Origin of the sequence: Sphingomonas sp. Leaf21 (assembly GCF_916858675.1) — a bacterium.
In the GTDB taxonomy this organism is placed as follows: domain Bacteria; phylum Pseudomonadota; class Alphaproteobacteria; order Sphingomonadales; family Sphingomonadaceae; genus Sphingomonas.
This window is the reverse complement of record NZ_CAKASM010000011.1, coordinates 25,479-47,724: the sequence shown is the minus strand read 5'-3', so window position 1 is coordinate 47,724 and position 22,246 is coordinate 25,479. Positions and strand designations below refer to the sequence as shown.

23 protein-coding genes are annotated in these 22,246 nt (G+C 66.3%); 18 read left to right on the top strand and 5 right to left on the bottom strand.

The annotated features are described in order from the left end of the window. The first annotated feature begins 6 nt into the window (after positions 1 to 6). A complete protein-coding gene (locus tag LRP66_RS10625) occupies positions 7 to 297 on the top strand; it encodes a hypothetical protein (protein WP_230482546.1) in 291 nt (96 codons plus the stop codon). 55 nt (positions 298 to 352) lie between these two features. Here the strand turns inward: LRP66_RS10625 and LRP66_RS10620 are convergent, their stop codons facing one another. Further along, the gene (locus LRP66_RS10620) at positions 353 to 1,048 is read right to left on the bottom strand and encodes a TIGR02117 family protein (RefSeq protein WP_230482545.1); all 696 of its coding nucleotides are present in this window, start codon (positions 1,046 to 1,048) and stop codon (positions 353 to 355) included. Positions 1,049 to 1,062: 14 nt separating this feature from the next. On the opposite strand from LRP66_RS10620, the gene phhA reads away from it, so the two are divergent. The 10 genes from phhA (at position 1,063) to lpdA (ending at position 13,221) form a co-directional block, all read left to right on the top strand. Next, positions 1,063 to 1,932: a phenylalanine 4-monooxygenase gene (gene phhA / locus LRP66_RS10615; RefSeq protein ID WP_230482543.1), complete on the top strand. Its 870-nt coding sequence runs from the start codon at positions 1,063 to 1,065 to the stop codon at positions 1,930 to 1,932. Positions 1,933 to 2,122: 190 nt separating this feature from the next. Next, positions 2,123 to 2,698, top strand: coding sequence for a ClpP family protease (locus tag LRP66_RS10610; RefSeq protein WP_230482542.1), 576 nt, complete (start codon positions 2,123 to 2,125; stop codon positions 2,696 to 2,698). Positions 2,699 to 2,807: 109 nt separating this feature from the next. Next, the gene (locus LRP66_RS10605; RefSeq protein ID WP_230482540.1) at positions 2,808 to 3,587 is read left to right on the top strand and encodes a succinate dehydrogenase iron-sulfur subunit; all 780 of its coding nucleotides are present in this window, start codon (positions 2,808 to 2,810) and stop codon (positions 3,585 to 3,587) included. A gap of 165 nt (positions 3,588 to 3,752) precedes the next feature. After that, positions 3,753 to 4,877 (top strand): cell division protein ZapE, encoded by a 1,125-nt coding sequence (gene zapE / locus LRP66_RS10600; protein WP_230482538.1) that lies wholly within the window; start codon positions 3,753 to 3,755, stop codon positions 4,875 to 4,877. A 121-nt stretch (positions 4,878 to 4,998) separates the two neighbouring features. Next, complete coding sequence (mdh, locus tag LRP66_RS10595; protein WP_230482536.1) at positions 4,999 to 5,961, top strand: malate dehydrogenase; 963 nt, start codon at positions 4,999 to 5,001, stop codon at positions 5,959 to 5,961. Positions 5,962 to 6,020: 59 nt separating this feature from the next. Then, positions 6,021 to 6,317: a GIY-YIG nuclease family protein gene (locus LRP66_RS10590; RefSeq protein ID WP_230482534.1), complete on the top strand. Its 297-nt coding sequence runs from the start codon at positions 6,021 to 6,023 to the stop codon at positions 6,315 to 6,317. A 53-nt stretch (positions 6,318 to 6,370) separates the two neighbouring features. Then, positions 6,371 to 7,255, top strand: coding sequence for a succinate--CoA ligase subunit alpha (gene sucD / locus LRP66_RS10585; RefSeq protein ID WP_042484035.1), 885 nt, complete (start codon positions 6,371 to 6,373; stop codon positions 7,253 to 7,255). Positions 7,256 to 7,386: 131 nt separating this feature from the next. Further along, the gene (locus LRP66_RS10580; protein ID WP_230482533.1) at positions 7,387 to 10,371 is read left to right on the top strand and encodes a 2-oxoglutarate dehydrogenase E1 component; all 2,985 of its coding nucleotides are present in this window, start codon (positions 7,387 to 7,389) and stop codon (positions 10,369 to 10,371) included. Positions 10,372 to 10,487: 116 nt separating this feature from the next. Next, entirely contained in the window at positions 10,488 to 11,717 is a 1,230-nt protein-coding gene (odhB, locus tag LRP66_RS10575) for a 2-oxoglutarate dehydrogenase complex dihydrolipoyllysine-residue succinyltransferase (RefSeq protein WP_230482531.1), read from the top strand. Positions 11,718 to 11,826: 109 nt separating this feature from the next. Continuing rightward, positions 11,827 to 13,221, top strand: coding sequence for a dihydrolipoyl dehydrogenase (lpdA, locus tag LRP66_RS10570; protein ID WP_230482529.1), 1,395 nt, complete (start codon positions 11,827 to 11,829; stop codon positions 13,219 to 13,221). A 151-nt stretch (positions 13,222 to 13,372) separates the two neighbouring features. On the opposite strand, the gene LRP66_RS10565 is transcribed toward lpdA, so the two are convergent. Then, positions 13,373 to 13,933 (bottom strand): GNAT family N-acetyltransferase, encoded by a 561-nt coding sequence (locus LRP66_RS10565; protein WP_230482527.1) that lies wholly within the window; start codon positions 13,931 to 13,933, stop codon positions 13,373 to 13,375. 137 nt (positions 13,934 to 14,070) lie between these two features. Beyond that, complete coding sequence (gene pyk, locus LRP66_RS10560) at positions 14,071 to 15,543, bottom strand: pyruvate kinase (protein ID WP_230482525.1); 1,473 nt, start codon at positions 15,541 to 15,543, stop codon at positions 14,071 to 14,073. Between the two features lie 71 nt (positions 15,544 to 15,614). Here pyk and LRP66_RS10555 point away from each other — a divergent pair, with 71 nt between their 5' ends. The 3 genes from LRP66_RS10555 (at position 15,615) to LRP66_RS10545 (ending at position 16,881) form a co-directional block, all read left to right on the top strand. After that, positions 15,615 to 15,917: a DUF1244 domain-containing protein gene (locus LRP66_RS10555; protein ID WP_443026686.1), complete on the top strand. Its 303-nt coding sequence runs from the start codon at positions 15,615 to 15,617 to the stop codon at positions 15,915 to 15,917. A 171-nt stretch (positions 15,918 to 16,088) separates the two neighbouring features. After that, a complete protein-coding gene (locus LRP66_RS10550) occupies positions 16,089 to 16,349 on the top strand; it encodes a DUF2312 domain-containing protein (protein ID WP_230482524.1) in 261 nt (86 codons plus the stop codon). A 163-nt stretch (positions 16,350 to 16,512) separates the two neighbouring features. Beyond that, a complete protein-coding gene (locus LRP66_RS10545) occupies positions 16,513 to 16,881 on the top strand; it encodes a hypothetical protein (protein WP_230482522.1) in 369 nt (122 codons plus the stop codon). A 65-nt stretch (positions 16,882 to 16,946) separates the two neighbouring features. On the opposite strand, the gene LRP66_RS10540 is transcribed toward LRP66_RS10545, so the two are convergent. Then, a complete protein-coding gene (locus LRP66_RS10540; protein WP_230482520.1) occupies positions 16,947 to 18,410 on the bottom strand; it encodes an ATP-binding protein in 1,464 nt (487 codons plus the stop codon). 71 nt (positions 18,411 to 18,481) lie between these two features. Between LRP66_RS10540 and LRP66_RS10535 the strand changes: the two genes are divergently transcribed. The 4 genes from LRP66_RS10535 to ruvA all read left to right on the top strand — a co-directional run bounded on the left by LRP66_RS10535 (position 18,482) and on the right by ruvA (position 21,225). Beyond that, positions 18,482 to 19,021, top strand: a complete 540-nt coding sequence (locus LRP66_RS10535; protein ID WP_230482518.1) for a DUF1003 domain-containing protein — start codon at positions 18,482 to 18,484, stop codon at positions 19,019 to 19,021. 27 nt (positions 19,022 to 19,048) lie between these two features. Then, a complete protein-coding gene (locus LRP66_RS10530; protein ID WP_230482516.1) occupies positions 19,049 to 19,792 on the top strand; it encodes a YebC/PmpR family DNA-binding transcriptional regulator in 744 nt (247 codons plus the stop codon). Positions 19,793 to 19,889: 97 nt separating this feature from the next. After that, positions 19,890 to 20,408, top strand: coding sequence for a crossover junction endodeoxyribonuclease RuvC (gene ruvC / locus LRP66_RS10525; RefSeq protein WP_230482514.1), 519 nt, complete (start codon positions 19,890 to 19,892; stop codon positions 20,406 to 20,408). A gap of 220 nt (positions 20,409 to 20,628) precedes the next feature. Then, complete coding sequence (ruvA, locus tag LRP66_RS10520; RefSeq protein ID WP_230482513.1) at positions 20,629 to 21,225, top strand: Holliday junction branch migration protein RuvA; 597 nt, start codon at positions 20,629 to 20,631, stop codon at positions 21,223 to 21,225. 15 nt (positions 21,226 to 21,240) lie between these two features. Here ruvA and LRP66_RS10515 read toward each other — a convergent pair whose 3' ends face one another. Continuing rightward, a complete protein-coding gene (locus tag LRP66_RS10515; protein ID WP_230482511.1) occupies positions 21,241 to 22,134 on the bottom strand; it encodes a 2-hydroxyacid dehydrogenase in 894 nt (297 codons plus the stop codon). Positions 22,135 to 22,246: the final 112 nt, after the last annotated feature.

Below are 22,246 nucleotides of genomic sequence, written 5' to 3'. Positions count from 1 at the left end.
CCGTTCATGCGTAACCTCGTCCTGAAGCTCGCCGCCCTGACCCTGCCGCTCGCGACCGGAGGCTGCGTCAAGACGGTCGCCAGCGTGGTGAAGGCGCCGTTCCAGGCGGCGGGGCAGGTGGTCGACTGGACGACGACCAGCCAGTCGGAGGCGGACCGCAACTATGGCCGCAAGATGCGCAAGCAGGAGGCCAGGGAAGGCCGCGAGCGGCGCGAGTATGAGAAGCAGTGCCGCAAGCACCCCGATCAGTGCCAACAGGGCCAGCAAGGCTATGATGGCTACCGCGCCGGATATTGAGGCCTGACCCTCTCCCCTCGGCGAGGGGTGAGGGTAGAAAATTGGACGGGCTGCATCACAGCCACGACGTCACCGTCCAGGGAAACGGCGTCCACCATCCCATCCGCACCCCCGCGGCCGCGAGCGCATCGCCGGTCCAGCTGTTGCAGGTATGGCGCGCGCTGTAGCGGCCATTCGCCTCGTAAAAGGCGTCATAGACGTCATAGCCCGGATAGTGCCGGCCATCCCGTCGCCGGCTCGCCCGGATGAACGATACGAGCCTGCGATAGGCCTGCGGTGACAGGCGGACGGCGCGCACGTCGTCGCCGTTCGCATGGGGTAGCGGCAAATGGTCGACATGGATCAGCGTCTGGTCGCTGCCCAACGCGGCATGGAGGATCGTGCCGGGCCTGATGTCGCGCCAGTGCGGCGTCTCGCGAAAGAATCCCGCCTCGCCCCAACCGATCGCCAGGTAGGGAAAGCCGGCATAGCGCGGATCGCGCAGGTCCTGGGGCCGCGCCCAGCCGCGCCAGTCCACCCCCGCCGCCTGTTTGGGGAGGATGATCGCGGTATGGACCGCGCTCGACTCGACGAAGATGGTGACCGCGTCGGGTCCGGCGGCGGGCATCGCCACCGCCCGGCGGGGAACCGCGCCCAGGGCGAGCCCGATCGCGATATAGGCGAACAGGATCAGCGCGACCGTGCCCAGCACACCCCTTGCAACACGCCCGAGGCGTCGCCACGATATGGTTTCATTTGTCACCATCTTCATGATAGGCTCGCGCCATGGCACAGGATACCCATGTTCTCGCCGCCCCGCCCGAAGGCGCGGGGGCCGACTGGACCATTCCGCAGGGGTGGGAGCATTATACGGCGGAGGAGCATGCGACCTGGGATACCCTGTTCGCGCGCCAATCCCAATTGCTGCCGGGCCGCGCGTCGGAGGCGTATCTGCGCGGGCTCGATGTGCTCAAGCTCTCGCGACCGGGCATCCCCGATTTCGAAGAGCTGTCCGAACGGTTGATGACGCTGACCGGATGGCAGGTGGTGGCGGTGCCGGGGCTGGTGCCCGACGACGTGTTCTTCGACCATATGGCCAATCGTCGCTTCGTCGCGGGCAATTTCATCCGGCGACCCGACCAGCTCGACTATCTTCAGGAGCCGGACGTCTTTCACGACGTGTTCGGGCATGTGCCGATGCTCGCAGACCCGGTCTTCGCCGATTATCTCGCGGCCTATGGGCGCGGGGGGCAGCGCGCGCTGGGCATGGATGCGCTCAAATATCTCGGGCGACTCTACTGGTACACGGTCGAGTTCGGGCTCGTTCGCGAGGGTGGCGATCTGCGTATCTATGGCGCGGGGATCGTATCGAGCTATTCGGAAAGTCGCTTCGCGCTGGAGGACCCCAGCCCGAACCGGATCGGTTTCGACCTCAAGCGGGTGATGCGCACCGAGTACCGGATCGACGACTTCCAGCAGAATTACTTCGTCATACCGAGTTACGAGGACCTGCTGCGGATGACGCTGGAGACCGATTTCGCGCCGCTTTACGAGGAGATCAAGGCGATGCCGGATATTCCGGTGGCGGAGATCGTGGAGGGCGACGAGGTGGTTACGCGCGGGACGCAGGATTATGCCAGGGGGAAGCGGGGATAGGCTTCGACTTTGGCGCCATGCGCCAAAGTTTATCCTGAGCGGCTGGCTGGCCAGCCAGCCGAAGCGCTCGGCCTGAACGGGGGCAGGACAGGCGGCTGGATACAAACTTCCGTTCAACCTGAGCGAAGTCGAAGGCCACGCCCCGACCCCCGAACCGGAACCTTCCCCCGCGCCCCCGGTTCGCAAGGTCATGCAAGACCAACCCAACAACGCGGTGAACTACCCGCTGCTCGCCCGCCCGCACATCCAGCTTTACGGCACGGTGGACGAGGCGATGTATGCCGGGTTCAAGGATCAGCTCGCCGCCGCCCCCGCCGACGGTCCGCTGGTCGTATCGATCACCACCTTGGGCGGCGATCCCGAGATGGCGCGGGCGATGGGCGACTCGGTCCGGTTGCTTCGCGACTATACGGGGCGCGAGACACTGTTCCTGGGCAAGGTCGCGGTCTATTCGGCGGGTGCGACCTTCATGTCGGCCTTTCCCGTCGAGCACCGGTTCCTGACGCGCGGCACCCGGCTGATGCTGCACGAACGCCAGATGTCGGGCTCGATCGACCTGTCGGGGCCGCTGACCAACCTGCCGGTCGTGCTCAAGGCCAAACTGCATGAGATCGAGCAGTCGGTGCGGATTCAGGAAGAGGGGTTCCGCGCGATCGTCAACGGATCGAAAGTGTCGTTCGAGACGCTCCAGGAAAAGGCGCGCAGCAACTGGTATATCGACGCCGAGGAGGCACGCGACCTGGGCCTCGTGCTTGATGTGATCTGACCCAACGCCTAAATCGGCCAAGACATTTGCGACAAGCGCCCCTGTCATGTATCGGCGGGGGCGATCCTTTGCCGACATGCCTGTCGGCCCATCCAGCGGGTTAGTGACCATGGCCGAATTTGCCCTGCCGAAGAATAGCGTCATCAAGAAGGGCGAAACGCATAAAGCCACCAGCGGCGGTCGTTTGAAGACGTTCAAGGTCTATCGCTACGATCCCGACTCGGGCCAGAACCCGCGTTACGACACGTTCGAGGTCGATCTGGACGAGTGCGGTCCGATGGTCCTCGACGCGCTGATCAAGATGAAGGCCGAGCAGGACAGCTCGCTGACCTTCCGCCGTTCGTGCCGTGAGGGCATTTGCGGGTCGTGCGCGATGAACATCGACGGCCGCAACGGCCTCGCCTGCACCACCGCGATCGAGGATGTGAAGGGCACGGTCCAGATCACCCCGCTGCCGCATATGGACGTGGTCAAGGATCTGGTCCCCGACTTCACCCATTTCTACGCGCAATATGCCTCGATCAAGCCGTGGCTGCAGACCGTGTCGCCAGCCCCCTCGGGCAAGGAGCGGCTCCAGTCGCCCGACGACCGGGCCAAGCTCGACGGGCTGTACGAGTGCATCCTGTGCGCCTGCTGCTCGACCTCGTGCCCCAGCTATTGGTGGAACAACGACAAGTTCCTCGGCCCTGCGATCCTGCTCCAGGCCTATCGCTGGCTGGCCGACAGCCGCGACGAGATGACCGGCGAGCGTCTGGACGAACTGGAGGATCCCTTCCGCCTGTATCGCTGCCACACGATCATGAACTGCGCGAATGTCTGCCCCAAGGGTCTGAACCCGGCCAAGGCGATCGCCGAGATCAAGAAGATGGAAGCCGAGCGGATCATCTGATCCGACTGGTTTCGACGGAAACGGGAAGGGGGTCGGAAACGGCCCCCTTTTTCAATTCCATCTGGTCCGCCAACCACCCTCACCCTTCCGGCGCCCGCTGCAAGCGGGCGGGAAGGGTGAGGGCAGGGGTTGACGCCGGGCGGGGCAGGGCAGACATCGCCCCCGATGTCCGATATCCTGAACGCCTATCGCCGCCTGATCGAGGCCGGAGAACTTCGCCCCGATCCCGAGCAGGCCGCCGCCGCCAAGCGACTCGAACAACTCGCCACCGAAATCGAAACGCCGCGCAAGACCGGCCTCTTCGCCCGCCTCACCGGCAAAGGCGCGCCCGCGCCAAAGGGCGTCTATCTCTGGGGTGGTGTCGGGCGGGGCAAGTCGATGCTGATGGACCTGTTCTTCAATCAGGTCGCGGTCGAGGCCAAGCGCCGCGTCCATTTCGCCGAGTTCATGCTGGAGGTGCATGCCCGCATCGCCCCCGAGCGCGCCAAGCAGGCGGGCGAGCCGATCGCCCCCGTCGCCGCCGCGCTCGCCGAGGAAACCCGGTTGCTGGCCTTTGACGAGATGATGGTGACCAATAGCCCCGATGCGATGATCCTGTCACGGCTGTTCACCGCGTTGATCGAGGCGGGGGTGACGATCGTGACCACCTCCAACCGTCCGCCCAGGGATCTCTACAAGAACGGGCTCAACCGCGAGCATTTCCTGCCCTTCATCGCGTTGATCGAGGCGCGGCTGGACGTGTTGGCGCTCAATGGCCCGACCGATTATCGCCGTGACCGGCTGGGGCGGCTGGATACCTGGCTGGTGCCCAATGGTCCCAAGGCGACGATGACGCTGTCGGCGGCGTTCTTCCGCCTGACCGACTATCCGGTGGAGGACGCCGCGCATGTCCCGTCCGAGGACGTGAAGGTCGGCGGGCGCGTGCTCCATGTGCCCAAGGCGTTGAAGGGCGTCGCCGTCTTCTCGTTCAAGCGGCTGTGCGGCGAGGCGCGCGGCGCGGCGGACTATCTCGCGGTCGCGCGGCGCTTCCACACCGTCATCCTGGTCGGCATTCCCAAGCTGGGCCCGGAGAACCGCAACGAGGCCGCGCGCTTCGTCCAGCTCATCGACGCGCTCTACGAACACAAGGTCAAACTGCTCGCCGCAGCGGATGCGCAGCCCGCCGAACTCTATGAAACGGGGGACGGCCGGTTCGAGTTTGAACGCACGATCAGCCGCCTCGAGGAGATGCGATCGGACGAGTATCTGGCGCAGGGCCATGGCTCGGACGAGGCGGCTTTTGCGCCCTAATGCACTTGCGAACCATTATCGTTTAAAATCTTAAACTCTGTGGATTAGCGGTTGCCCCGACGGCCATATGGGCGTAGGCCGCGTGACCAATCACGCACGTCCACTACGGAGTAGGATTGGAATGGCTCGCAAGAAGATCGCGCTGATCGGCGCCGGTAACATCGGCGGCACGCTGGCGCACCTCGCCGCGCTCAAGGGGCTGGGCGATATCGTCCTGTTCGACGTGGTAGAGGGCGTGCCCCAGGGCAAGGCGCTCGACCTGTCGCAGTGCGGCCCGGTCGAAGGCTTCGACGCGAATATCAAGGGTTCCAACGATTACGCGGACATCGCGGGCGCCGATGTCATCATCGTCACCGCCGGTGTCGCGCGCAAGCCCGGCATGAGCCGCGACGACCTGCTCGGCATCAACCTGAAGGTGATGAAGGCGGTCGGCGAGGGCATTGCCGCCAACGCGCCCGACGCGTTCGTGATCTGCATCACCAACCCGCTCGACGCGATGGTCTGGGCGCTGCGCGAATTCTCGGGGCTTCCGGCCAACAAGGTCGTCGGCATGGCGGGCGTGCTCGACTCGGCGCGCTTCTCGCACTTCCTCGCCGAAGAGTTCGGCGTGTCGGTGAAGGACGTGAACACCTTCGTGCTCGGCGGCCACGGCGACACGATGGTCCCGGTCCTCGAATATTCGACCGTCAGCGGCATCCCGGTCAGCGACCTGATCGCGATGGGCTTCTCGACCAAGGAAAAGGTCGACGAGATCATCAAGCGCACGCGCGGCGGCGGCGGCGAGATCGTCGCGCTGCTCAAGACCGGCTCGGCTTACTATGCCCCCGCCACCAGCGGCATCGCGATGGCCGAGGCGTATCTCTACGACCAGAAGCGCATCCTGCCCGCGGCGGCGCACCTGTCGGGTGAATATGGCATCGACAACCTCTATGTCGGCGTCCCCGTCGTGATCGGCGCCGGTGGCGTCGAGAAGGTCGTCGAGGTCAAGCTGTCGGACGAGGCGAAGGCCAACCTCCAGGTCTCGGTCGACGCGGTCAAGGAGCTGCTTGTCGCGTGCAAGGGCATCGACGAGAGCTTGGCGTAATCAAGACGTGAGCACCCACCCCGGCGAAAGCCGGGGTCCAGTTGGGAGTGTCCCCGACGATGGATGGTCCGGCCTGTGTCTACATCATGGCCAACCGCCGGAACGGAACGCTTTATCTGGGGTCGACGATCAATCTGCCGAAGCGTGCCTGGGAGCATCGCAACGGCGTCGTCGAGGGGTTCACGAAACGATATGGCTGTCATCTGCTCGTCTGGTACGAGGTGCATGAGAGCCTGGAATTTGCACGGCAGCGCGAGCTGCAGATGAAAGAATGGAGACGGGGCTGGAAGTTGCAGGAGATCGAAGGACTCAATCCCGACTGGGATGATCTTTACGATCGGATCGCGCTTCCATGACCGTCTTCCCAACTGGACCCCGGCGTACGCCGGGGTGGAAGGGCGATTAGCAGATGAGCATCCTCGTCAACAAGAACACCAAGGTCATCACCCAGGGCATGACGGGTGAAACCGGCACGTTCCACACCCAGCAGGCGCTGGCCTATGGCACGCAGATGGTCGGCGGCGTGACGCCGGGCAAGGGCGGCACCGAGCATATCGGCCTGCCGGTCTTCAACACCGTCGCCGAAGCCAAGTCGAAGACGGGCGCCGACGCGTCGGTCATCTATGTTCCGCCGCCCTTCGCGGCCGACTCGATCCTCGAGGCGATCGACGCGGAGATCCCGCTGATCGTCGCGATCACCGAGGGCATTCCCGTCCTCGACATGGTCAAGGTGAAGCGCGCCCTGTCGGGTTCGAAGTCGCGCCTGATCGGTCCGAACTGCCCGGGCGTGCTGACGCCGGGCGAGTGCAAGATCGGCATCATGCCGGGTTCGATCTTCAAGAAGGGCTCGGTCGGCGTCGTGTCGCGCTCGGGCACGCTGACCTATGAGGCGGTGTTCCAGACCTCGAACGCCGGCCTGGGTCAGACGACCGCGGTCGGCATCGGCGGCGACCCCGTCAACGGCACCAACTTCATCGACGTGCTGGAGCTGTTCCTGGCCGATGACGAGACCCAGTCGATCATCATGATCGGCGAGATCGGCGGCTCGGCCGAAGAAGAAGCCGCGCAGTTCCTGCGCGACGAAGCCAAGCGCGGCCGTTCGAAGCCGATGGCGGGCTTCATCGCGGGCCGCACCGCGCCTCCGGGCCGTCGCATGGGCCATGCCGGTGCGATCGTGTCGGGCGGCCAGGGCGGCGCCGAGGACAAGATCGCGGCGATGGAAGCGGCCGGGATCAAAGTCGCGGCTTCGCCGTCGGAACTCGGCTCGACCCTTTTGTCGGTGCTGAACAAGTAAGGCGTATCGCGTCACCCCGGCACAACCGCCGGGGTCCGTGGCGGCAGGCGGGCCGCTCGCGGCTGCGGACCCCAGGCGGATGTGCCGGGGTGGCGATGAGTTGATAAGACGGGCGGTCGAGGAAGCGTCTCATGGGCTACGAAGGCCAGGAATTCAGCGAAATCGCGGCGGGCGTCAGCCCAGCCTTCATCGAAGCGCTCTACGCCAAGTATCAGGCCGACCAGTCGTCGGTCGATGCGGGCTGGCGCAGCTTCTTCGACGGTCTGGAGCAGGGCGTCGGTGCCCCCAGCTGGCAAAGCAAGCGCTGGCCGCTGACCTCGACCGACGATCTGACGGCGGGCCTCGACCCGACGCAGATGGAACCGGCTCCGAAGCCCGCAAAGGGAGGCAAGCCTGCCGCCGCTGCCGCTCCGGCCGCCGCCGCGCCCTCGACCGCCGACATCGTCAAGGCGGCGGGCGACGCGATCCGCGCGCAGCTGCTGATCCGCACCTACCGGGTGCGCGGCCACCTCGCGGCGAACCTCGACCCGCTGGGCCTGTCGGGCCTGCGCGAGCTGCCCGAGGATCTGAAGACCGAATATCACGGCTTCACCGACGCCGATATCGACCGCAAGGTCTATCTGGGCGGCACGATGGGCTTCGAATGGGCGACCGTTCGCGAGCTGGTCGACACGCTGCGCAAGAATTACTGCGGGAATATCGGCCTCGAATACATGCACATCGCGGACGTGGAGGAGCGCCGCTTCCTCCAGGACCGGATGGAAGGCCAGGACAAGGCGATCGACTTCACCGTCGATGGCAAGAAGGCGATCCTGAACAAGGTCATCGAGGCCGAGCAGTGGGAAAAGTTCCTCGGCAAGAAATATGTCGGCACCAAGCGCTTCGGCCTGGACGGCGGCGAGTCGATGATCCCCGCACTCGAGTCGGTCATCAAGTACGGTGGCCAGATGGGCGTGCGCGAGATCGTGTTCGGCATGGCGCATCGCGGCCGCCTGAACGTGCTGGCCAATGTGATGGCCAAGCCGCTGCGCGTGATCTTCCACGAATTCGCCGGTGGTTCGGCCAACCCCGATGACATCGGCGGTTCGGGCGACGTGAAGTATCACCTGGGCACCTCGACCGACCGCGAGTTCGACGGCCACAAGGTCCATATGTCGCTGGTCGCCAACCCCTCGCACCTCGAGGCGGTGAACCCGGTCGTGCTGGGCAAGACCCGCGCGATCCAGACGATCGCCGACGACCTGACCGATCATACGGCCTCGGTGCCGGTGCTGATCCATGGCGACGCGGCGTTCGCGGGCCAGGGCATCGTCTGGGAATGCCTCGGCTTCTCGGGCATCCGTGGCTACAACACCGGCGGCTGCATCCACTTCATCATCAACAACCAGGTGGGCTTCACCACCAGCCCGCAATTCGCGCGCTCCTCGCCCTATCCGTCGGACGTGGCCAAGGGCGTCCAGGCGCCGGTCTTCCACGTCAATGGCGACGATCCCGAGGCGGTGACCTTCGCCACCAAGATGGCGATCGAGTTCCGCCAAAAGTTCCACCGCGATATCGTGATCGACATGTGGTGCTATCGCCGCTTCGGTCATAACGAGGGCGACGAGCCGGGCTTCACCCAGCCGCTGATGTACAACAAGATCCGTCAGCACCCCGGTGTTGCCGAGACCTATGCGAAGCGCCTCGTCGCCGAGGGTGTGGTCGACCAGGCATGGGTCGACGAGAACATCAAGCAGTACACCACGCGCTGCGAGGGCGAGTTCGAGGCGGGTGCGAGCTACAAGCCCAACAAGGCCGACTGGTTCGCCGGTCGCTGGTCGGGTCTGTCCGCGCCCAAGGAAAGCGATCAGGGTCGCCGCAATGTCGAAACCGGCCTCGACAAGAAGCTGTTCGACGCGATCGGCCGCACGCTGACCACGATCCCGGAAGGCCTGCAGGTCCACAAGACGCTGAACCGCGTGCTCGACGCCAAGCGGCAGATGTTTACGACGGGCGAGAATTTCGACTGGGCGACCGGTGAGGCTTTGGCCTTCGGCTCGCTGCTGTCGGAAGGCTACGGCGTCCGCCTGTCGGGTCAGGACTCGGGTCGCGGCACCTTCTCGCAGCGTCACGCCGTCTGGGTCGACCAGACCGACGAGCACAAATATGTGCCGCTCAAGACGGTCGAGCATGGCAGCTTCGAGGTGCTGGACAGCCCGCTGTCCGAATATGGCGTGCTGGGCTTCGAATATGGCTATGCGCTTGCCGATCCCAAGACCCTGGTGCTGTGGGAGGCGCAGTTCGGCGACTTCGTGAACGGCGCGCAGATCATGATCGACCAGTTCATCACGAGCGGCGAGTCCAAGTGGCTTCGCGCCAACGGCCTCGTGATGCTGCTGCCGCATGGTTATGAAGGGCAGGGGCCGGAGCACTCGTCAGCACGTCCCGAGCGCTTCCTCCAGTCCTGCGCCAACGACAATATCCAGGTTGCGAACTGCACCACGCCGGCCAACTATTTCCACCTGTTGCGCCGCCAGATGCACCGCAATTTCCGCAAGCCGCTGATCGTGATGACGCCCAAGTCGTTGCTGCGCCACAAGCTGGCGGTGTCGAAGGCGGAGGATTTTCAGGGCGAAAGCCATTTCCGTCGCCTGCTGTCGGATACCAATGGTGCCGCCGACGAGGCGACGACGCGGCTGGTCCTGTGCACCGGCAAGGTCGCCTATGACCTGATCGAGGCCCGTGATGCCGCCGGCGACACGACGACCCAGATCGTTCGCGTCGAGCAGCTCTATCCGTTCCCGAGCGATGCGCTGGCCAAGCGGATCGCGCGGATGCCCAACCTGCAGGACGTGGTCTGGGCGCAGGAAGAGCCGAAGAACAACGGTTACTGGTTCTTCGTCGAGCCGCTGATCGAGGAGGCGCTGGCCGAGGCCGGGGCGTCGGTGAAGCGGGCGCGCTATGCGGGTCGCGCGGCGGCGGCTTCGCCCGCCACCGGCCTGATGAAGCGCCACACCGCCGAGCAGGGCGCGCTGGTCGCCGATGCGCTGGGCCATAATGTCCGCGAGGAAATTCGCCGGACGCGCGCCGAGGGCAGCAATACGACCGCCAAGCCGACCACCGCGGCGGTGGACTGAACGATCGACGAGTGCCCCGGCTCGTCAGACGGGCCGGGGCGGGATGAAATCTGGCGCGGGCGCTTTGCCCGCCCGCGTAAGAACCCCGGCGCAGAGGCCGGGTGGAGGAAATGGAAATGGCGACTGAAGTTCTGGTCCCGGTACTGGGCGAATCGATCTCCGAGGCGACGCTCGGCGAATGGCTGAAGCAGCCGGGTGACGCGGTGGCGGTCGACGAGCCGATCGCGAGCCTGGAGACCGACAAGGTTTCGGTCGAAGTGCCCTCGCCCGTGGCGGGTGTCATGGGCGACCATGCCGTGAAGGTCGGCGATACGGTACAGGTCGGCGCGCTGCTGGCGACCGTCGACGCCGGTGGCTCGGCCCCGGCCAAGACCGAAGCGGCGACGCCTGCCGCGACCGCTGCTCCGGCGGCGGCTCCCGCCCCCGCCGCTGCGCCTGCCGCTGACGAATCGAGCGACTCGCCCGCCGCGCTGTCGCCATCGGTCCGTCGTGCGGTTCTCGAGCATGGTCTCGACCCCGCGACGATCAAGGGCACCGGCAAGGACGGCCGCATCACCAAGGAGGATGTCGCCGCCGCCGCCGCCAACAAGTCGAGCGCCCCGGCTCCGGCCGCCGCCGCTCCGGCTGCCGCGCCTGCCGGTTCGGCCCGCAAGGAAGAGCGCGTGAAGATGACGCGCCTGCGTCAGACGATCGCCAAGCGCCTGAAGGAAGCGCAGAACACCGCGGCGATGCTGACGACGTTCAACGACGTCGACATGACCGCGGTGATCGAGGCGCGCGCCAAGTACAAGGACCTGTTCGAGAAGAAGCATGGCGTCCGCCTGGGCTTCATGGGCTTCTTCGTGAAGGCCGCGACGATGGCGCTGAAGGACATTCCGTCGGTCAATGCGTCGATCGAGGGCGATGAGATCGTCTATCACGACTATGCCGATATCTCGGTCGCCGTCTCGGCTCCGAACGGCCTGGTCGTGCCGGTTATCCGCGATGCGCAGGATCTGACGGTCGCGGGCATCGAAAAGACGATCGGCGACTTCGGCAAGCGCGCCAAGGACGGCACGCTGAAGATGGACGAGATGAAGGGCGGCACCTTCACCATCTCCAACGGCGGCGTGTTCGGCTCGCTGATGTCGACTCCGATCATCAACCCGCCCCAGTCGGCGGTGCTGGGCCTCCACCGTATCGAGGAGCGTCCGGTCGTCGTCGACGGCCAGATCGTCATCCGCCCGATGATGTACCTGGCGCTGTCCTACGACCACCGGATCATCGACGGTCGTGAGGCGGTGACCTTCCTCGTCGCGCTCAAGAACGCGATCCAGGATCCGACCCGCATCCTGATCGACCTCTGATCCTATTGTGATCTATACGGATCCTCGCAACCGCGGGGGTCCGTTCCTACTATAAGACGGCGGGCGCGCCCGCAGGCTGGACCCCGATGCCGGGGAACGGGAGAGACAAATGGCTGAGTATGACTATGACGTCCTGGTGATCGGCGCCGGCCCCGGCGGCTATGTCGCGGCGATCCGCGCGGCGCAGCTGGGCCTGAAGACCGCGTGCGCAGAGGCGCGCGAGACGCTGGGCGGCACCTGCCTCAATGTCGGCTGCATCCCGTCCAAGGCTCTGCTCCACGCGTCCGAGCTGTTCGAGGAAGCGAGCCACGGCGCGCTCGCCAAGTTCGGTGTCGAGATCGAGGGCGCGAAGCTCAACCTCGATCAGATGCATGCCGAAAAGGCCAAGGCGGTCGGCGAGCTGACCGGCGGCATCGAGTACCTCTTCAAGAAGAACAAGGTCACCTGGCTGAAGGGCAAGGCCGCGTTCCAGGATTCGAGCACGGTCAAGGTCGGCGACCAGACCGTCACCGCGCGCGACATCGTGATCGCGACCGGCTCGGTCGTGACCCCGCTGCCGGGTGTCACCATCGATCAGAAGGTCGTCGTCGACTCGACCGGCGCGCTGGCGCTGCCCAAGGTGCCCGAGCATCTCGTCGTCATCGGCGGCGGCGTGATCGGGCTGGAGCTGGGCTCGGTCTGGCGTCGTCTGGGGGCCAAGGTCACGGTCGTCGAATATCTCGACCAGATCCTGCCGGGCTTCGATGGCGAGGTCCGCAAGGAATCGGCGAAGCTGTTCAAGAAGCAGGGCATGGAACTCAAGACCTCGACCAAGGTGACCGGCGTCACCGTCGAGGGCGACCGCGCGACCGTGTCGGTCGAACCGGCGGCGGGCGGTGCGGCGGAAACGCTGTCGGCCGACGCCGTGCTGGTCGCGATCGGCCGCAAGCCCAACACCGACGGGCTGAACCTGGAAGCCGCCGGTGTGAAGCTCAACGGCCGTGGCCAGGTCGAGATCGATCATGACTTCGCGACCAACGTCGATGGCGTCTGGGCGATCGGCGACGTCGCACCGGGCCTGATGCTGGCGCACAAGGCGGAGGACGAGGGCGTCGCGGTGGCTGAGAACATCGCAGGGCAAACCGGCATCGTGAACCACGACGTCATCCCCAGCGTCGTCTACACCATGCCCGAGATCGCCGGTGTCGGCCTGTCGGAAGAAGCCGCCAAGGAGCGTGGCGAGGTCAAGGTCGGCAAGTTCCCCTTCATGGCGAACAGCCGCGCCAAGACCAACCGCGACACCGACGGCTTCGTGAAGGTCATCGCCGACGCCAAGACCGACCGCGTGCTGGGCGTGTGGATCATCTCCAGCCTCGCGGGCACGATGATCGCGCAGGCCGCGCAGGCGATGGAATTCGGCGCGACGTCGGAAGACATCGCCTATACCTGCCACGCGCACCCGACCCATGCCGAGGCGCTCAAGGAAGCCGCCATGGCGGTGCAGGGCAAGCCGATCCACATCTGATCGGCGCTCGCTGGACGAACGAAGGGGCGGGCATCGCGAGGTGCCCGCCCCTTTTGTCATGCATATCCTCGGCACAGGAAGGGGGACCGCCGCGAAGCGGTGATGGAGGGGGCGGGGCGCGAAGTGCGCCCGATGAGGAAGCCCCCCTCCGTCAGGGCTTCGCCCTGCCTCCTCCCCGTGCCGAATAGGATTGAGGTCCCAGCACCATCCGCACCGATGGCACGTCCCCGCCAACCGCGACGCAGGGACGCAGGACCCGCCCCGTCTCGACAAAGCCGAGCTTGGCAAGCACGCGACCGGACGCCGGGTTGTCCTCGAAATAGCCCGAGGTCAGGCGGGCAAGCCCCAGGCGCTCGAACCCGAAATCGACGACCGCTCCCGCCGCCTCGGTCGCGATCCCCTGGCCCCAATGCGCAGGGGACAGCCAATAGCCCAGTTCGGCCGCGTCCCTCTCCGGGGTCAGCCCGACCGCACCGATCATCCTGTCCGCGTCGCGCAAGGTGATCGCCCATACCCATTCAGCAGGCACAACCCGCTCCAGGAAGAAGCGGGCATCCCTTGAGCCGTAAGGGTGCGGTACGCGGGCCAGGCGGCGTGCGACATCCCAATCCCCCACGATCGAAACGATGGCGTCGACATCATGCTCGGCCGGACGCCGCAGCGACAGGCGCGTGGTGTCGAGGTCGGGGCGGTTATCGAGAGAGAGGGACATGGTCGTTTTCCACTGACATTTCGCGGCCACCCAGTCGCTTCACCCATGCGCCCGGCCGCCGGTCGCATCGGGGCCGGACATGAAAAAGGGCGGCAAACGCTCTCGCGCCGCCGCCCTTCTCGGACCGGGATCGGCGATTACGCCTCTTCGCTACGATCCCCGTAATTGGCCAGTTCGTCGCCCATGATGCGCGTCACGTGCAACACATTGGTCGACCCCGGCGTGCGGAAGGGGACGCCCGCCATCAGCACGACCTGGTTGCCCGCCTCGGCGATGCCGTGGCGCAGCGCCATGCGCTTGGACTTGGCGACCATCTCCTCGAAGGATTCGACATCGCGGGTGTGGACCGCATGACAGCCCCAGAGCAGGCCCAGGCGGCGCGCGGTTTCCAACTGCGGCGTCAGCACCAGGATCGGCACCGAGGGGCGCTCGCGCGCGACGCGGCGGGCGGTCGAGCCGCTGGAGGTGAAGCAGATGATCGCCTTGGACGACACGGTGTTGGTGATCCGCGCCGCCGCTTCGGCCAGCGCGTCGGCCGTGGTCGGGTCGGGGGTCATCGCGGTGAAGTGGACGCGCTCGCCGTGGCCGGGATCATTCTCCACCGACACGCCGATCGCATTCATCATCGCGACCGATTCGACCGGCCAGGCACCCGCCGCCGACTCGGCCGACAGCATGATCGCATCGGCGCCGTCATAAATGGCGGTCGCCACGTCGGACACTTCGGCGCGGGTGGGCGAGGGGCTCTGGATCATCGATTCGAGCATCTGGGTCGCGACCACCACCGGGCGGCCCATGCGGCGCGACACCTCGACGATGCGCTTCTGGAGCGGCGGCACGGCCTGTGGCGGCAGTTCGACGCCCAGGTCGCCGCGTGCGACCATCACGCCGTCGCATTGCTCGACGATTTCCTCAAGACGGTCGATCGCCTGCGGCTTCTCGATCTTGGCGAGGAGCGCGGCGCGCCCCTTGATGAGGCCGCGCGCCTCCATCAGATCCTCGGGCCGCTGGACGAAGGACAGGGCGATCCAGTCGACGCCCTGTTCGACCGCGAAGGCCAGGTCCGACCGGTCCTTCTCGGTCAGCGCAGCCATCGGCAGCACCACGTCGGGGACGTTCAACCCCTTGTTGTTCGACAGCGCGCCGCCGACCTCGACCAGCGTCGTGATCTTGTCCGCGTCATGATAGGCGACGCGCAGCACCAGCTTGCCGTCGTCGAGCAGCAGGCGCGCACCCGGCTCGATCGCGGCGAAAATCTCCTTGTGCGGCAGCTCGACGCGGGTCGCGTCGCCCGGCGTCGGGTCGCGATCGAGAACGAAGGTGCTGCCGGTCTCCAGCATCACCTTGCCCTCGGCGAACTTGCCGACGCGCAGCTTGGGCCCCTGGAGATCGGCGAGGATCGTCGTCGGGCGGCCGAATCGCTCCTCTAGCGAGCGGATCGCCTTGATGAGCGGAACCTTCGACTGCTGGTCGCCATGGCTCATATTGATTCGGAAGGCGTCGGCCCCTGCCTGAAACAGGGTGGCGATCGTCTCGGGATCGCTGCTCGCCGGGCCGAGCGTGGCAAGGACGCGGACTTTTCGCGAACGCGGTGGGAGGGCCTGGGTCATGTTACATCCTGCTTCTTTGCTGTCTGCGTCCTAAAGCCTAATGCGGCGCGATCAACCTTGGAGCGACGAATATGGCCGATGCGATGGATGCGTTGAATGCAATCGATGACCGGGCGGCGGCCGCTGCCTTTCGGCGGCTGGTCCTCCACCTGCGGCATCGCAGCGACGCGGAGAATATCGACCTGATGGGGCTGGCGGGCTTCTGCCGCAACTGCCTGTCCGACTGGGTCGGCGAGGCGGCCGGTGTCGACAAGGCGACCGCGCGCGAGGCGATCTACGGCATGCCTTACGACCAGTGGAAGGCGCAGCACCAGGGCGAGGCGACGCCGGAGCAACTGGCCCGCATGGCCGAGAGCGTGAAGAAGAACGCCTGACGAACGAGCGCGCTTGAGCCCGGCGGCGGAACCGCCTAGACCCACCGCCGATCCCGACATGGGGCCCGATCCGGCCGCGCCAGACCGACCTTCGTTCGACCGACGAGGGGCGTCCGAGCCGCGACATGGTCGGCCTCATAGGGGCTGAAAGCTATTCAGAGGGTTAAGAACATGGCGGACGAGAATTTCGACAGCAGCGGCAATGTGACGGCGGACGAACTGCGCCTGCTGATCGAACGCGCGGAGCGGCTGGAGGAAGAGAAGAAGGGCATTTCGGACGACATCAAGGATGTCTTCGCCGAAGCCAAGGCGCGCGGCTACGATCCCAAGGCGATCCGCAAGATCATGCAGATCCGCAAGAAGAAGCGCGAGGAATATCAGGAAGAGGAAGCCATCCTCGAAGTGTATATGAAGGCGCTGGGCATGATCTGATCCCGGTTTCGGGTTTGGATATGCGAAGGGCGGCGGGGCGTATGGCTCCGCCGCCCTTTTTTCTTGGCGGGCGGTGGGGTGTGGCCTTCGACTTCGCTCAGGCTGAACGGGGGGGGGGGGGGGCGCTTGATGGCCTTCTGTCGATCGGGCATGTCCGTTCATCATGCTGATCTTCCCTCTCGCCTTGCTTGCCGCCGCCATCGATAAGCCCTTTCCAGAGCGGGTGCCTGTCCTCATGGAAGCCTGTCTGGGCGAGGCGATTGATGCCGGTCAGGTGAGCGACACGGCGCAGAGCCACAAATACATCTGCGCTGGCGAGGCAGCGGACGGGCTATGGGCATTTTTGGAGCGCCATAAGATTCAATCTTATGAGCAGGACACGCCCGAGGGGAAATGGTTAAGCCGTGAATTTCCGCTTGGCGGTTGTTTCAAGCGCGTTCGGATGCCGGATGGCGGGTCATTGGTCGAAGGGCTCTCATGTACGATCTGGGTGCCGCGACCGGAGGACAAGGCTGCGGCCCCGAAGCCCTGATCTTTTCGGGGAGATTACGCCAACCCCCGTTCCCCTCACGCGGAGTCGAAGGCCAAGCGAAACCCTCACCCCATCTCCGCCGCCTGGGTCGTCCAGCCCAGCCGGGGAATCGTGATCGACCGCTTGCCGGTCAGGTCGGTGCGGCACACGAACAGGTCGCGGCTCTCGATATAGGCGATCAGCCGCTTCACCCGGCCGAGCGAACTGGTGCCATAGGTCTCGGCGATCTTGGTGTCCGGTGGGCAAGGCAACCCTTCCCGCGCCGCACGCGCGACCAGCAGGAACGCGCCCAGCATGTCGTCGGGCAACAGTCCGGCCAATGCCAGCGCCTCCTGCCAGTCGGGATCGGCGATATCGAAAATCCCCGCCCGCGCGCAGGCCAGCCGCCGGGCGAAACCATTCAGGTCGAGCGGCGGCCGGGCCAGCCCCGCCATCCGGCAGCGCACCTGGAAATCCTGGAACAGGACCGAAGCGGGGCGGAAGGTCGATTCGGGATCCTCGACGATCGCGCGCAGCACCTGTTCGTAGATCGCCTCGACCTCCGCCTCGTCCATCTCCGGCGCGGGCGGGGCGGCGGTGGTGGGCAGGGGCGGGCGGCCCAGATCGGCCATCAATTCCTCGGCGGGCACCCGGCGCGGGCGCGGGTCGAAGGTCATGGGCAGCGTCGGCGCTTCCTCGACCGGTGCGAAGAGCAGTTCCTGCAGGTCGGGCGGCGGCGCGTCGGGCAGGGGGGTCAGCTTGGGGCTGCCGGAGCGCGCCGAGGTTTCGACCGCGCCGATCTTCACCGTGATCGGCCGCCGCGAGACGGCGGGACCCAGCGCCAGGAAGGTGCCACGCGCCAGGTCGCGGATCGAGTCGGCCTGTCGCCGTTCCATGCCCAGCAGGTCGGCGGCGCGCGCCATGTCGATGTCGAGGAAGGTGCGGCCCATCAGGAAGTTGGACGCCTCCGCCGCGACGTTCTTGGCCAACTTGGCGAGTCGCTGGGTCGCGATCACCCCCGCGAGGCCCCGCTTGCGCCCGCGACACATCAGGTTGGTCATCGCCGAAAGCGAGGCGCGGCGGACTTCCTCCGATACTTCGCCGCCGGTGGTGGGCGCGAACAACTGTGCCTCGTCGACCACGACCAGCGCGGGATACCAATGCTCGCGCGGGGCATCGAACAGCGCGTTGAGGAAGGTCGCGGCGCAGCGCATCTGCCCCTCGATCTCCAGCCCCTCGAGACTGAGGACGACCGAGGCGCGATGTTCGCGGATCCGGGTGGCGAAGCGCCCGACCTCACGCTCGGCATAGTCGCCCGCCTCGATCACGGCATGGCCATAGGCCTTGGACAGGGTGACGAAATCCCCCTCGGGATCGATCACGACCTGCTGCACCTGGCCCGCCGACTTTTCCAGCAGGCGGCGGAGGAGGTGCGACTTTCCCGACCCCGAATTGCCCTGCACCAGCAGGCGGGTCGCCAGCAGTTCCTCAAGATCGATCGGCACCGACGAGCCACGCTCATCGGTTCCCATATCCACGCGTACCGTCATGACTCTGGCGTTTGGCCGATCAACGCCCCAAGGAGCAAGGTATTTGATGCTTCCAGCGGAGCCCATTGCCCATGGCCCTGTCGACCGCCGCCGAAATCGCCCGCCGCACGCTGGGTAAGCCCGCGCATGAACTGGACGAGGAGGAAACCCAGGTCATCGCCGATATCGAATCGGGGCAGCTCAGCGCGCGCGACGCCGCCGATGTCGCCGACGAAACCTCGACCTGGGGGGAAAGGCTGGCCGACCGGGTGGCGGCGGTTGGCGGATCCTGGGGCTTCATCATCACCTTCACGGTCATCCTGCTCGGCTGGATGCTGCTCAATTCGGATGTGCTCAGCCATTTCGGGCTGGCGTTCGACCCCTATCCGTACATCTTCCTCAACCTGATGCTGTCGACGCTGGCGGCGATCCAGGCGCCGGTCATCATGATGAGCCAGAATCGCCAGGCGTCGAAGGACCGGCTCGCCGCAAGCCTCGACTATCGGACCAATTTGCGCGCCGAGATCGACATATTGCGGCTGCATCACAAGCTCGATGGCGCGGTCACCGAACGGCTCGACAGTCTGGAGGCGAAGATCGACGGGTTGGCAAAGGCCCTAGAGCGGTCGTAGAGAGCGCCATTATCTCAAGAGGCACCGATGGCAGGCCACAGCAAATTCAAGAACATCATGCACCGCAAGGGCGCGCAGGATAAGAAGCGCTCGGCGGCATTTTCCAAGCTTTCCCGCGAAATCACCGTCGCGGCGAAGATGGGCACGCCCGACCCGGACATGAATCCGCGCCTGCGCGCCGCCGTCAACGCGGCCAAGGCGGCCTCGATGCCCAAGGACAATATCGCGCGCGCGATCGACAAGGCCTCGCGCGGTGACGGGGAAAATTACGAGGAAATCCGCTATGAGGGCTTCGGCCCCGGCGGCGTCAGCCTGATCATCGAGGCGCTGACCGACAATCGCAACCGCACTGCGACCAACGTGCGCACCGCGGTGTCGAAGAATGGCGGCAATCTGGGCACGGCCGGTTCGGTCAGCCACGGTTTCGACCGGATGGGCCTGATCAACTATCCCGCGAGCGCGGGCGATGCCGAAAAGATATTCGAGGCGGCGCTGGAAGCCGGCGCGGAGGACGTGACCTCCACCGAGGACGGCCACGAGATCTGGACCGCGCAGGGGGATCTCCACGAAGTCGCCAAGGCGCTGGAGCCCGTGCTGGGCGAGGCGGAAGGCGCCAAACTCGCCTGGCGGCCGCAGACCATGGTCGCGGTCGACGAAGCGGCGGCGGCGACGTTGTTCAAGCTCATCGACACGCTGGACGACGATGACGACGTCCAGACCGTCTGGGGCAATTACGAAGTCTCCGACGAAATCATGGAAAAGCTGGCCTGACCCCATTCCTCCCCAGGCCAGGCTTGGGGAGGGGGACCGCGCGGCAGGGCCGCGTGGTGGAGGGGCAAGCGCTGTCCAACCTCTCCGAAAGCCCGACATGACCCCACCCCCCGCGATCATCCTCGGCCTCGATCCCGGCCTCGGCACCACCGGCTGGGGGGTGATCGCGGTGGAGGGCAACCGGCTGCGCCACGTCGCCAACGGCCAGATCAAGACCGAGCCATCGATGGTGCTGCCCCGGCGTCTCGCGAACCTGCACGCCGCGCTTTACGACGTGATCCGCCAGCAGCAGCCCGACGGTGCGGCGGTGGAAGAGGTGCTGGGCAACAGCAATGCGCAATCGACGCTGAAGCTGGGCCAGGCGCGTGGCATCGTCCTGCTGGCGGCGGCGCAGGCGGGGCTGGTCGTCGGCGAATATCATCCCAGCATCGTCAAGAAGGCGACGGTGGGCACCGGCGGCGCGGACAAGAAGCAGGTGCAGGCGATGGTCGGCCATCTGCTGCCCGGCGTGAAGCTGACCGGGCCGGATGCGGCGGACGCGCTGGCGGTGGCGATCACCCATGCGCACCATCTCGCCAGCGCGCGGGCGATGCAGCGGCGGGTCGGGGCGGTTTAGGCGATCGTCTTGCTCGCGGTGAGCCCTCCCCCATCCCCTCCCGCCTGCGGGAGGGGTGCGTTACTGGGCTATCCGCAAGCGCTGCTTCGAGGTTTTCCTGCAAGAAGACCTTGGCACGCCCCTCCCGCAAGCGGGAGGGGATGGGGGAGGGCAGGCCCCATGCGATCCGCCCTGCGATAACACCGGTGACCAATCCCCCCTTTTGTTCTAACCCATCCCCATGATCGCGCATCTCAAGGGACGTTTGGACTCCACCGGCATCGACCATGCGGTGATCGATGTCGGCGGCGTGGGCTATCTGGTCGGCGCGTCGGCGCGCACGCTGTCCGCCATCGGCCCGGTGGGCGAGGCGGCGATGCTGCATACCGAGATGCTGGTGTCGGACGATTCGATCCGGCTGGTCGGCTTCGCCAGCGCGGACGAGCGCGACTGGTTCCGGTTGCTGACGGGCGTGCAGGGCGTGGGGTCGCGGGTCGCGCTCGCCATCCTGTCGGCGCTGGAGCCTGGCGATCTGATGCGTGCGATCGCCAGCGGCGACAAGGCGATGGTCGCGCGCGCCAACGGCGTCGGGCCGAAGCTCGCCCAGCGGATCGTGATGGAATTGAAGGACAGGGTCGGCGGGATCGTGCTGCCCGCCGGTTCGGGCGGCATCGCGGCGCCGGTCGGGGCGGGCGCGGATGCGGTGTCGGCGCTGCTCAACCTGGGCTTCCGTCCGGCGGAGGCGAGTTCGGCGGTCGCGGCGGCGGAAGAGGAATTGGGGGCGGGGGCGACGCTGGACGCGCTGGTGCGACTGGCGCTGCGCAAGGCGGCCAAATAGGGGCGTGGGGCCTCCCTAGCCAAGCAGACCGGGCAGTTCGCCGCCCGCGAAATGGGCTTCCAGATTGGCGACCACCATCTCCGCCATCGCCGCGCGACCCTCGCGCGTCGCACTGCCCTGATGCGGCGCGAGGACGACATGATTCATCCGGCGCAGCATCGCCGGAACATCGGGTTCCTCGGCAAAGACGTCCAGTCCGGCCCCCGCGATCCGATGCGCCTCCAGCGCGGCGATCAGCGCCTCCTCGTCGATCAGGCTGCCGCGCGCGACATTGACCAGCACCCCGTCCTTGCCCAGCCGGTCGAGGATCGCGCCGTCCACCGCGCCCCGCGTTTCCCGCCCTCCCGGCGCCGCCAGGATCAGCACGTCGCTCGCCTCCGCCAGCGTCGCCAGATCGGGCACGAACCGCCACGGCACCCGCTTTTCCGAGCGCGCGGTATAGAGGACCTCGGTGGCGAAGACCTCGGCCCGCCGCGCGATCGCCTGGCCGATCCGACCCAGCCCGAAGATGCCGATTCGCCGCCCGCTCGCCCGGCGGCCCAGTGGCACCGTCCAGTTGCCCATCCGCAGCGCCCGATCGTTCGCGGCGATGCGCCGGTCGACCGCCAGCCACAGCGCGATCGCCTGATCGGCGACATCCTCGGTCAGCGCGTCGGGGGTGATCGCGATTTGGATGCCCCGCGCGGTGGTCGCGACGCGATCGATCCCGTCGAAGCCGACGCCGTGAACCGCGATGATCTCCAACTCGGGCAGTCGCTCGATCAGCGCGGCGTCGACCGTCATCATGCCGCCGCCGACGATCGCGCGGGTGGTCGGCGGTGCGGTGTCGCGGTGAAGCGTGAAACGCTCGGCCAGGGCGATTTCCAGAGCGGGCGGGATGGCGGTCGCCAGAAAAATGTCGTGCGGCATGTGTCCGGGTCTAGCGCGAAAATCGTCATGAGTCCGCGATCCGGATCAGCTTTCTGCGCACGCGGTTGTCCTTGTCGCCCGTCCCCTGCTATGTTCGTCAAATGTTCGCCGA